This window comes from Streptomyces sp. NPDC047014, from assembly GCF_040644195.1.
In the GTDB taxonomy this organism is placed as follows: domain Bacteria; phylum Actinomycetota; class Actinomycetes; order Streptomycetales; family Streptomycetaceae; genus Streptomyces.
Genome location: NZ_JBEYVX010000066.1, coordinates 21,609 through 32,248 on the forward strand (window position 1 = coordinate 21,609; position 10,640 = coordinate 32,248).

Below are 10,640 nucleotides of genomic sequence, written 5' to 3' on the forward strand. Positions count from 1 at the left end.
CGGCCGCGTACGCCGGCCCGGTCAGGCCGGGAGCAGGCCGAAGCCGAGCAGGACGGCCGCCTCGACGCGGACCGAGCCCGGGGCCAGGGCCGCGTCGTCCTCGGGGTCCCCGCCCGTACGGCCGCCGTGGCCGCCGCCGTGCGTGGACTCCGGGTCCACGTCCTCGATGTGGATCACCGGCCCGAGCTTCATCTCGCACGCCTCCGCGTACACCTCGGCCTTGCGGCGGGCCGCCGCCACCGCCCGGCGCCGGGCCTCGTCCCGCATCGCCGGCTTGTCCTCCACCTCGAAGCGCACCCCGTCCACCCGGTTCGCCCCGGCCGACACCGCGTCCTCGATCAGCAGCTCCAGCCCCGCCAGGGCCGTGGTCTGCACGGTGTACGTGGCCACGCAGCCGTAGCCCAGGAAGGACCGCTCCGCTCCGTAGCCCCGGTACTGCGAGGTCAGCTGCAGCCGCGAGCCCGACACGTCGGCGTCCGGTATCTCGTGCTCGCGCAGCACGGCCCGCAGCCGGGTCACGGCCGCACCCGCCTCCGCGAAGGCCGCCTTCGGCGTCGGGGCGAGCAGGTCGACCGCCAGGTCCACCTGGGCCAGACACGGTTCGGCGGACACGCTGCCCGCGCCGAGCACACTGAGCCCCCAGGGCTCTCTGATCGCTGTCATTCCATGATCCAAGCAGGCGCGGGACCCGCTCACCAGTGCCTTGGTCACACGGCCGGACCGAGATGTGCTAGCTTAGGTCCCGTTGCAGTTGTGGTACCCATGAACTTTATGTGCGCCTGACGGGAATCCTCAGGCGCTTTTATTGTTTTTGCCGGATTCTCCCGGATGGGGCCCTTGCCGCCTATTCAGGAGATTCAAATGGCACTTGGCACCGTGAAGTGGTTCAACTCGGAAAAGGGCTTCGGCTTCATCGAGCAGGACGGCGGCGGCCCGGACGTCTTCGCCCACTACTCGAACATCGCCACCTCCGGCTTCCGTGAGCTCACCGAGGGCCAGCGCGTGTCCTTCGACGTGACGCAGGGCCAGAAGGGCCCCCAGGCGGAGAACATCCTCCCCGCCTAAGTTTTCCAGCATGCCGGGGTCCGCACCGCGAGGTGCGGGCCCCGGCTTGTCTGCATGTTCCGTTATTCCTGCCGGTACCAGGAGGGCTTTCCCCGCATGACCAGCTCCAGCTCCGCACGTCCCAGCCGCCGCCCCACCCGGGGACGAGGAGCGGCCCAGGGGCGTCCGAAGGCTGGCGCGGGACGGCAGAAGCCCGCCCCCGCACCCCGGCCCCAGGAATTCACCATGCCCGAGCCGACCGTCCCGGCGCTGCCGCCGGTCGCCGCGTTCGAGGACATGGGCATGCCCGAGGCGCTGCTCAAGACCCTCGCCGCCCAGGGCGTCACCGAGCCCTTCCCCATCCAGGCCGCGACCCTGCCGAACTCCCTCGCCGGGCGCGACCTGCTCGGCCGCGGCCGCACCGGCTCCGGCAAGACCCTCGCCTTCGGCCTGGCCCTGCTCGCCCGCACCGCCGGCCGCCGCGCGCAGCCGAAGGCGCCGCTCGCGCTGGTCCTCGTACCGACCCGCGAACTCGCCCAGCAGGTCACCGACTCGCTGAGCCCCTACGCCACGGCCGTCAACCTGCGCATGACCACCGTCGTCGGCGGCATGTCCATCAACCGGCAGTCCGGGGCGCTGCGGCGCGGCGCCGAAGTGCTCGTCGCCACCCCCGGCCGGCTCAAGGACCTCATCGACCGCGGCGACGCCGACCTCTCGCAGGTCGCGATCACCGTCCTCGACGAGGCCGACCAGATGACCGACATGGGCTTCATGCCGCAGGTCACCGCCCTGCTCAAGCAGGTCGAGCCGGGCGGCCAGCGCATGCTGTTCTCGGCGACGCTCGACAAGAACATCGACAAGCTCGTCAAGATGTTCCTCAGCGACCCGGTCGGCCACTCCGTCGACCCCTCCGCCGGCGCCGTCACCACGATGGAGCACCACGTCCTCTACGTGATGGACGAGACCGACAAGAAGGCCGTGGCCACGCGCATAGCGGCACGCGACGGCCGGGTGATCATGTTCGTGGACACCAAGCGCGGTGTGGACCGCATGGTCAAGAAGCTCCTGGCCGACGGCGTACGCGCCTCCGGTCTGCACGGCGGCCGCTCCCAGCCGCAGCGCAACCGCACCCTGGACTGGTTCAAGACGGGTGAGGTCACCGCGCTGATCGCCACCAACGTCGCGGCGCGCGGCATCCACATCGACGACCTCGACCTCGTCGTCAACGTGGACCCGCCCACCGACCACAAGGACTACCTGCACCGCGGCGGCCGCACCGCCCGCGCCGGCGAGTCCGGCAGCGTGGTCACGCTCGTACTGCCCGACCAGAAGCGGGACATGACCCGCCTGATGTCCGATGCCGGGATCACCCCGCGCACCGCGCAGATCAAGTCCTCCGACGAGGAACTGGTCCGGCTGACCGGCGCCAAGGAGCCCTCGGGCATCCCCGTCGTGCTGGAGGTCCCGCAGCAGGCCGCACCGAAGCCGCGTACCGGCTCCGGTGCGGGTTCCGGTTCCGGCTCGCGCCGCCGGTCCGGCGGCCAGCGCTCCGGCGCCACCGCGGGCCAGGCCCGCCGCGGCCAGGGCGGCCAGGGCGGCGGCTCCGCCGCGACCGGCGAGCGCCGGCGCGCCGCGGGCGGCTCCGGCAGCGGTGCCGCGGCCTCCCGCTCCGGCGGCGGAGCTTCGGCCTCCCGCTCCGGTGGCGGCGCCGCCGCGGCCTCCGCGCGCAGCCGGGTCGGCACCTCGGGCCAGGGCCGCCGCCGCACGGTCTGACCACCGCCGGGGTCACCGGACCAGCTTGGCCTGGAGCCGCGCCAGCGTGCGCAGATCCAGGCCGAGGCCCTCGGTCAGATAGCCGTACAGGCCGCCGTAGTCGGCCTCCAGCTGCGTGATCGCCGCGTCCAGGTAGTCCTGCCGGACCTCCTGGAGCGGGATCAGCAGCTCCGGATTCCGCATCCGGCCCGACTGCCTCAGGCCCTCCCGCACCCGGGCGTCGTAGGCCGCACGGTAGGTGTTCGACGCCAGGTAGTCGCGCCCGGCGGACTCCTCGGGCACCGCCAGCGCGCGCAGCAGCACCCAGCTCAGCCAGCCGGTGCGGTCCTTGCCCGAGGTGCAGTGGTACAGGACCGGCCCCTGGCGGCCGTCCGCGATCTCCCGCAGCGTCGCCGCGAACTGCGCCCGGTTCTCCGGGGAGGTCACGAAGGTGCGGTAGATGTCCCGCATGTACGCCTCGGCGCGGCCGCCGCCCAGCATGCGTTCCTGCACCTCGGGGTCGCCGCTGCCGATCGCGGTGACGAGGGTGGCGTACAGGCCCAGGTCGCTGACCGGGCGGGCGGTGGCGGAGAGCCCCGCGGGCAGCCGGTCGGGGCCGTCGTACTGGACCTCCGCCGGGATACGGAAGTCGACGACCTTGCTGAGGCCCAGACCGGCGAGGGTGGTCAGGTCGGCGTCGGTCAGCCGGCCGAGGGCGTCGGAGCGGTAGACCAGGCCCTGGCGGACCTGGCCCCCGGTCCAGGTGCGCTCGCCCCCGAGGTCGCGGACGTTGACGGCGCCCTGGAGCACGATCTGCCGCGCGGGCCCGGCCTGTTGCTGCGGAGCAGCCGCCGGGGCCGCCGCCTGTGCGGCGGCGGGCAGGGCGGCGAGGGTGAGGGCGGCGGCCGCCGAGACGGCGGCCAGCCGGAATCCTGCACGGCGCATGGGGGCGACTCCTAGGAAAGGCGGTCCGGAAGCCGGTCCGGAAGGCGGTCCAGTACGGTGTGCGCCTCGGCCATGACGCGGGAGACGAGCTCCGCGCAGGACGGGAGGTCGCCGATCACCCCCGCGACCTGGCCCGAGGCCATGACGCCGAGGTCCGTACGGCCCTCGACCATCGAAGCCCGCAGCAGCATCGGGGTGTTCGCGGCCAGCAGGACCTGGCTCCACGACAGCTCCCGGCCGTGCCTCATCGCCAGGCCGTCGCGCACCATCCGCGGCCAGCTCAGCCCGGACAGCGCGCGGAAGCCCGCCGCGTGCCGGACCGCGCGCAGCAGCGCCCGGGTACGGCCCGCCCGCTCCAGGGAGGCGACCAGCTCCGAGCGGAGCATGCGGTGCGGGAGCCCGTCCACGGCCGTGGTGACCGTGATGTCCCCGACGCCCGCTCGCAGGTACTCGGCCTTCACGGCGTCCGGGACGGTGGAGTCCGAGGTCAGCAGGAAGCGCGTGCCCATGGCGATGCCCGCCGCCCCGTACGCCAGGGCCGCGACCAGCCCGCGGCCGTCGTGGAAACCGCCCGCCGCGACCACCGGCAGGTCCACGGCGTCCACCACCTGCGGCAGCAGCACGCTCGTGGCGACCTCCCCGGTGTGCCCGCCGCCCTCACCGCCCTGCACGATCACCGCGTCGGCGCCCCAGGCGGCCACCTTCTCGGCATGCCGCCGGGCCCCGACCGAGGGGATGACGACCACACCCGCGTCCTTGAGCATCCCGATCAGCCGCTGCGAGGGGGCGAGCGCGAAGGAGGCGACCCGTACCCCCTCGTCGATGATCAGCCGGGCCCGCTCGGCCGCGTCCGCGGCGTCCGCCCGCAGATTGACCCCGAAGGGGGTGCCCTCCGGGATCCGGGACCTGACCTCATGGACCGCCGAGCGCAGCTCCTCCAGGCTCATCGTCGCCGAGGCCAGGATCCCCAGGGCGCCCGCACCGGCCGCGCCCGACACCAGCCGGGGGCCGGCCACCCAGCCCATGCCCGTCTGCACGATCGGGTGCCGGACCCCGACCAGCCGGGTGAACGCCGTCTCCATGGCTCAGCCCCGCACTTCCCGCTCGCGCAGCCCCCGCGGGTCCAGCTCCTCGCGGATCAGCCGCAGCTCCTCGGCGGAGGGCTCGCGGGTGTACGGGACCCCGGCGCCGGCGTCCGCGCCCGCCCCGCCCGCCACCGCGAGCTCGAAGCCGGTCGCGGCCCGGACCTGCGCGAGCGTCACCCCGGGATGCAGGGACACCAGCCGCATCGAGTGGCCCGGCCCGCCGAAGTCGAGCACGCCGAGATCGCTCACCACCCGGGGCAGCCGGTGGAAACGGCTCACCCCCGCCTCGGCGGCCCGGTCGTGGCCCACCCCGCAGACCATGTCGACCCGCTCCACGAACACCCGGGTCGAATGCCGCGGCACCCAGTAACTCACCGGATTGTTCAGGGTGTTGACCGGCGCCCCGCGCACCCCGAGCAGCTGCCGGGACGGCCGCTCCCAGGCGCCGATGCAGGAGATGTTCTGGTTGCCGAACCGGTCGAGCTGGCTCGCGCCCATCATCACGTGCCGCCGCCCGCCCGTGACCATCGTCAGATGGCGCCGGTACGGCAGCCAGCCCTCCACCGTGCCGTCCGTCCCGACGAGCAGCGCCTCGCCGTCGGTCAGCAGCAGACCGGGGGAGAAGGTCCGCTTCGCCAGCCGCGCGCCGAGGGAGGGGATCAGCCCCATCGGGCTGGCCAGCACCTCGCCGCCGTCCCGCCACGCCTCGGCGCAGGCGATCACGCAGTACTCGGCCCGGGTCGCTGTCGTGGTCACCGCTGCTCCTCGTGCCAGGTACGGACGGCGCGCTGGTAGTCCCGCTCGCTCGCGCCCGACAGGAAGCGGGCGGCGAACTCGGGCCAGGGGGTGCTCGCGTAGTGCTTCTGGAAGGGCTCGTCCCGCTCGTAGTCGGGGGCGCAGGAGGTGAAGTGGGCGCCGTTCGGGGTCTCGACCACGCCGGTGACGCTGTGGCGGCTGACGAGCAGGGACTGCGGGGGACCGGCCTTGGCCAGCTCGGCGGTCCCGACGATCTGCTCGCAGGAGACATAGGCGCTCTCGGCCGCCTCGCAGAACAGGTCGTCGAAGTACGGATCCGGGCCCAGGTACTGGCCGTTGCCCAGCCGGTCGGCCCGGTTCAGGTGGACCAGGGCGGCGTCCAGCCGCAGCGCCGGGACGGCCACGAACTCCTCGCCGTCCGCGTAGGGCGAGGTCACCGTACGCAGCTCCGGGTTGACCCGCATCACGTCCGAGCCGAGCCCGGCGCGCACCGGCAGGAACGGCAGCCGGTTGGCGGCGGCGTGCAGCCCCCACATGAACATGGCCTCGTCGTACTCGGTGAAGGCGAAGGCCGCGCGCTCCCGGGCGGCCCGGAAATGCGGCTCCAGCGGGATCGAGTCCAGCGTGGCGAAGGGCGCGACGAGCCGGCGGATCCGGCCCGCGGCCGCCAGCAGGCCCACGTCCGGGCCGCCGTACGACACCACGGTGAGATCGGTGACCTCCGAGCGCAGCAGTGCCCGCACCAGGGCCATGGGCTTGCGGCGCGAGCCCCAGCCGCCGATGCCGAGGGTCATCCCGCTGCACAGCCGCCCGGCGACCTCGTCCGGGCTCATCGTCTTGTCGCTCATGCCCGGGCCTCCTTCCCGAAGGTGTCGCGGACCCGCCCGGCCACCCCGCTGAGGTTGGCCTCGAAGGTGAAGCCCTGCTCGAAGCGGTAGCTGCGGCGCACGTCCACCGGGTCGATCCCGTTGATGGCCGCCTTCGCCAGGCGGATCAGATGGCCGTCCTTGCGGGCGATCTCGGCCGCCAGCTCCAGCGCCGCCGCGCGCAGCCCGGCGGGCGGCACCACCTGCCAGACCGAGCCGTGGGCGTGCAGTTCGGCGGCGGTCGCCGTGCGCGAGGTGTAGTACAGGGTGCGCATCAGGTGCTGGGGGACCAGCCGGGCCAGGTGGGTGGCGGCGCCGAGGGCGCCCCGGTCCAGCTCCGGCAGCCCGAAGACGGCGTCGTCGGCGGCGACGATCGCGTCCGCGTTGCCCACCAGGCCGATCCCGCCGCCCAGGCAGAAGCCGTGCACGGCCGCCACCACGGGCACCTCGCACTCGTAGACGGCGGCGAACGCCTCGGCGCAGCCGCCGTTGGCGCCGACCAGGGCGCTGTGGCCGGAGTCGCGCTGCATCTCCTTGATGTCCACCCCGGCGTTGAAGCCGCGCCCCTCGGCGGCCAGCACCACGCACCTCACCTCCGGGTCCCGGCCGGCGGCGCGCAGGGCGTCGGCCAGCTCGTACCAGCCGCGCACGGGCAGCGCGTTGACGGGTGGGAAGTCGACCGTGACGCATGCGACGCCCTTGCCGGGGCGTGAGGTGGAGACACCCATGACAGGATCAGCTACCTTTCCACCAAACATTTGTTAGGTGAGGAAGGTAGCAGCCCATGGAGCTCGACGGGAGGGTCGTCGTCGTCACCGGAGGAACCCGGGGCGTCGGCGCCGGTATCGCCCGGTCGTTCCTCGCGGCCGGCGCCCACGTCGCCGTCTGCGCCCGGCGGCCCCCGGAGGCGCCGGTGTCCGCCGCCGGCCGCGAGGCGTCGTACACCCCGGTCGACCTGCGCGATCCCACCGCCGTACGGACCTTCCTCGGCGCGGTCGCCGGGCGGTACGGGCGCCTGGACTGCCTGGTCAACAACGCGGGCGGGACCCCGTACCGGCTGCTCGGCGAGGGGGAGGGCGAGGAGGGCGAGGCGGAGCGGCACGCGCGCGTGGTGGAACTCAACCTGCTGGCGCCGCTGACCGCCTCCCTGGCCGCCCTGCCCTGGCTACGGGCCTCCCGCGGCTCCGTGGTCATGGTCGGCAGCGTCAGCGGGACCCGGCCCTCGCCCGGCACGGCCGCCTACGGGGCGGCCAAGGCGGGCCTGGAGAACCTGGCGCGCTCCATGGCCGTCGAATGGGCCCCCGAGGTACGGGTGAACACCCTGGTCCTCGGCATGGTGCGGACCGAGCTGTCCCACCTGCACTACGGGGACGCGGCCGGGATCGCGGCCGTCGGCGCCACCGTCCCGCTGGGGCGGCTCGCCGAACCGGCGGACGTGGGCGAGGCGGCGGTGTTCCTCGCCTCCGACCGGGCGCGCTACATCAGCGGGGCCGGCCTGCTGGTGCACGGGGGCGGGGAGCGCCCGGCCTTCCTGGACGCGGCGACTGTCAACAAGGAGAGCTGACATGGCGGAACGGACTGAGACGGCGGGACGGGCTGACATGGCGGGACGGGCCGGGGCGGCGGGACTGTGCGCGGGCCGGGTCGTGATCGTGACGGGCGCCGGGCGGGGCCTCGGGCGGGCCCACGCGCTCGCCTTCGCCGCGGAGGGCGCGAAGGTCGTCGTCAACGACCTCGGGGTGGGGCTGGACGGCCGGCCGGGTCCGGACGGGCCGGCGGAACACGTGGTCCGGGAGATCGCGGCCCTCGGCGGCGAGGCCGTGGCCCACGGCGGCGACGTGGCCACCGCGCGGGGCGCGGCCTCGCTGGTGGAGGCGGCCGTCGACACCTTCGGCCGGCTCGACACCCTGGTCAACAATGCCGGGTTCCTGCGCGACCGGATGCTGGTCAACCTCGACGAGGACGACTGGGACGCCGTCGTACGGGTCCACCTCAAGGGCCATTTCCTGCCGCTGCGGGAGGCCGCCGCGTGGTGGCGGGCCGAGTCCAAGGCGGGCCGCCGGGCCGCCGCCCGCGTGGTCAACACCTCGTCGGGGGCCGGGCTGCTCGGCTCCGTCGGGCAGGGCAACTACAGCGCGGCCAAGGCCGGGATCCTCGGCCTGACCCTGGTCGCGGCGGCCGAGACCGCCCCGTACGGGGTCCAGGTCAACGCCATCGCCCCGGCCGCGCGGACCCGGATGACCGAGGAGACCTTCGCGCGGACCATGGCCGCGCCGGGGGAGGGCGCCTTCGACGCGATGGCACCGGAGAACGTCTCCCCGCTCGTGGTGTGGCTGGGCGCGGACGCCTCGGCCGGGGTCACCGGCCGGGTCTTCGAGACGGAGGGCGGCCGGATCACCGTGATGGAGGGCTGGAGCCCGGGCCCCACCGCCGAACGGGACTCCCGCTGGACCCCGGCGGAGGCGGGCGAGGCGGCCGCGAAACTCCTCGCGGCGGCCCGGCCCCCGCTCCCGGTGTACGGGGCGCGCTGACGGCGCCGCGCGCGGGGGATCACGTACCGCCGCGCGCGGAGGGCCGCGTACGGGCTACGTGCGGTCGAGGAACGGGAGGAGCACCGCGGCGAGTTCGGCGGGGGTGTCCAGGGCGATCAGGTGGGCCGCGCCGTCGAACTCGGCCAGCGTGGCCCCCGGGATCGCGGCGGCGTAGCGGCGGGCGATGGCCTGGAAGTCGGGCACGTCCAGCCGGCCGATCCCGACCAGGGCGGGGACGGAGAGGGCGGTGACATCCCCGGCCGGGGTGTCCCGGGACTGCGCGCCGACGGCCTCCTGGTGGACCAGCGAGGTCCGCACCGGGCCGCGCAGCGCGTCGGCCAGGCCGTCCGCGACCTCGTCCCAGCCGCGGGCCGGGCCGCGCAGCCACATGTCCAGGTTCACGTCCACGGCGGTGTCCAGGTCGCCCGCGGCCAGCGCGGCCGTCTCCGCCTCGTCGTAGGCGATCATGTCCGCCGACCAGTCGTAGCCCGGCCACGGCGGGGAGAGCAGGACCAGCGAGCGCACCCGCCCGGGGTGGGCGCAGGCGAACTCCGCGGCCACGCGGCCGCCCCAGGAGGCGCCGACGAGCCGGACGCGGTCGAGGCCGAGGTGGTCCAGGAGGCGGCGCAGGTCGTCGGTCTCGTCGAAGGGCGCGGCCGGGGGCGGGGAGCCGCCGAAGCCGCGCAGGTCGTAGCGGACGACCGTGTAGCGCTCGGCGAGGGCCGGGACGACGGCGTCCCACATGCGGTGGTCGGCGACACCGGCGTGCACGAGGACGACGGGGGGTCCGTCGCCGGTGACGACGTAGGAGAGAAGGCCGAGGTCATCGGCGAGTTCGGGCATGTACGGATGATCTCAAGCGATGCCGTGTGCATGCCACCCGGATAACGGGGGCAGGCGGCAGGCGGGGGAGTGGCCGGGCACGGAAGCGGGCCCGGCCCCCTGGCGAGGGGTCGGGCCCGTGTCTTCGGTGGTGCGTTGGGATAGGACTACCCGCTCCGGACACCCGCTGAACCGCGTCCGGTCATCCTGTTGTGCGGAGAATTCGTGGAGGCGGGTGTCAGGACAGCTTGCCGCCGTAGTCCGGCAGCTTGACGGTGCGCTCGGCGTGGCCGCCGACCAGGTCGGTCGGGCTGTTGCCGATATTGGCGATGATCGTGTAGCCGCGGGCCTCGATCTCGGCGCGCTTGCTCGTCTTGTACTCGCTGACCTCGTCGAACAGGTCCGGGAGATTGCGTACGTAGAGCCCCGACACCGGGTAGCCGACGGCCTTGAGGTTGTACTCGGTGAGCGAGTGGATGATCCCGGGGCGGGCGGTGACGAAGAAGACCGCGACCCCGCGGTCGTGGGCGTACTGGGTGAGCGCGCGGACCTTGGCGATCGCGGGCGTCGGGTACGTCCAGAACCAGTGGAAGTCCGTCTCCAGCGAGGTGTTGTCGATGTCGAGCACCAGCGCGGGCTTCTCGCCCGCCGGGGAGGCGGCGATGCGCTGCTCGATGCCCGGGCGGGCCGCGTCGACGATCGCGCCCACCTCGCGCTGCCAGGCGGCGTAGTCGATGCCGAGGATCGCGGCGTTCCCGCCGGGCGCGGAGCCGTTCGCCGAGGCATTCGCCGACGCGTTCGCGGGGGCGTTCGCGCTCGCGGCGACCGGCGCCGGGGCC

12 protein-coding genes are annotated in these 10,640 nt (G+C 74.2%); 4 read left to right on the forward strand and 8 right to left on the reverse strand.

Features of this window, described 5'->3' with window-relative positions; translation table 11 throughout:
- Positions 1-21: 21 nt before the first annotated feature.
- Complete coding sequence (locus ABZ873_RS26235; protein WP_360876423.1) at positions 22-663, reverse strand: SIMPL domain-containing protein; 642 nt, start codon at positions 661-663, stop codon at positions 22-24.
- Between the two features lie 198 nt (positions 664-861).
- Between ABZ873_RS26235 and ABZ873_RS26240 the strand changes: the two genes are divergently transcribed.
- Both ABZ873_RS26240 and ABZ873_RS26245 read left to right on the forward strand, forming a co-directional pair.
- Positions 862-1,065 carry a cold-shock protein gene (locus ABZ873_RS26240; protein WP_360876426.1) on the forward strand — a complete coding sequence of 68 codons (204 nt, stop codon included), beginning with the start codon at positions 862-864 and terminating at the stop codon, positions 1,063-1,065.
- 96 nt (positions 1,066-1,161) lie between these two features.
- Positions 1,162-2,817 carry a DEAD/DEAH box helicase gene (locus tag ABZ873_RS26245; protein ID WP_360876429.1) on the forward strand — a complete coding sequence of 552 codons (1,656 nt, stop codon included), beginning with the start codon at positions 1,162-1,164 and terminating at the stop codon, positions 2,815-2,817.
- 12 nt (positions 2,818-2,829) lie between these two features.
- On the opposite strand, the gene ABZ873_RS26250 is transcribed toward ABZ873_RS26245, so the two are convergent.
- The 5 genes from ABZ873_RS26250 to ABZ873_RS26270 are packed head-to-tail and all read right to left on the reverse strand — an operon-like array spanning position 2,830 to position 7,176.
- Positions 2,830-3,741 (reverse strand): tyrosine-protein phosphatase, encoded by a 912-nt coding sequence (locus ABZ873_RS26250; RefSeq protein WP_360876433.1) that lies wholly within the window; start codon positions 3,739-3,741, stop codon positions 2,830-2,832.
- A gap of 11 nt (positions 3,742-3,752) precedes the next feature.
- Positions 3,753-4,823 (reverse strand): nitronate monooxygenase, encoded by a 1,071-nt coding sequence (locus tag ABZ873_RS26255; RefSeq protein WP_360876436.1) that lies wholly within the window; start codon positions 4,821-4,823, stop codon positions 3,753-3,755.
- A gap of 3 nt (positions 4,824-4,826) precedes the next feature.
- Entirely contained in the window at positions 4,827-5,582 is a 756-nt protein-coding gene (locus ABZ873_RS26260) for a CoA-transferase (RefSeq protein WP_360876439.1), read from the reverse strand.
- A complete protein-coding gene (locus tag ABZ873_RS26265; RefSeq protein WP_360876442.1) occupies positions 5,579-6,430 on the reverse strand; it encodes a CoA-transferase in 852 nt (283 codons plus the stop codon). The genes ABZ873_RS26260 and ABZ873_RS26265 overlap by 4 nt, the downstream gene beginning before the upstream one ends.
- Entirely contained in the window at positions 6,427-7,176 is a 750-nt protein-coding gene (locus ABZ873_RS26270) for an enoyl-CoA hydratase family protein (RefSeq protein ID WP_360876445.1), read from the reverse strand. Before ABZ873_RS26270 ends, ABZ873_RS26265 begins: the two co-directional genes overlap by 4 nt.
- Before the next feature lie 56 nt (positions 7,177-7,232).
- Between ABZ873_RS26270 and ABZ873_RS26275 the strand changes: the two genes are divergently transcribed.
- Positions 7,233-8,012, forward strand: a complete 780-nt coding sequence (locus ABZ873_RS26275) for an SDR family oxidoreductase (RefSeq protein WP_360876448.1) — start codon at positions 7,233-7,235, stop codon at positions 8,010-8,012.
- Positions 8,013-8,049: 37 nt separating this feature from the next.
- The gene (locus ABZ873_RS26280) at positions 8,050-8,979 is read left to right on the forward strand and encodes an SDR family oxidoreductase (RefSeq protein ID WP_360876460.1); all 930 of its coding nucleotides are present in this window, start codon (positions 8,050-8,052) and stop codon (positions 8,977-8,979) included.
- 54 nt (positions 8,980-9,033) lie between these two features.
- On the opposite strand, the gene ABZ873_RS26285 is transcribed toward ABZ873_RS26280, so the two are convergent.
- Together ABZ873_RS26285 and ABZ873_RS26290 are read right to left on the reverse strand one after the other, a co-directional pair.
- Positions 9,034-9,822: an alpha/beta hydrolase gene (locus tag ABZ873_RS26285; RefSeq protein ID WP_360876451.1), complete on the reverse strand. Its 789-nt coding sequence runs from the start codon at positions 9,820-9,822 to the stop codon at positions 9,034-9,036.
- A gap of 217 nt (positions 9,823-10,039) precedes the next feature.
- Positions 10,040-10,640 (reverse strand): HAD family acid phosphatase (locus tag ABZ873_RS26290; protein WP_360876454.1); only part of this gene is annotated, 601 nt, incomplete at its 5' end.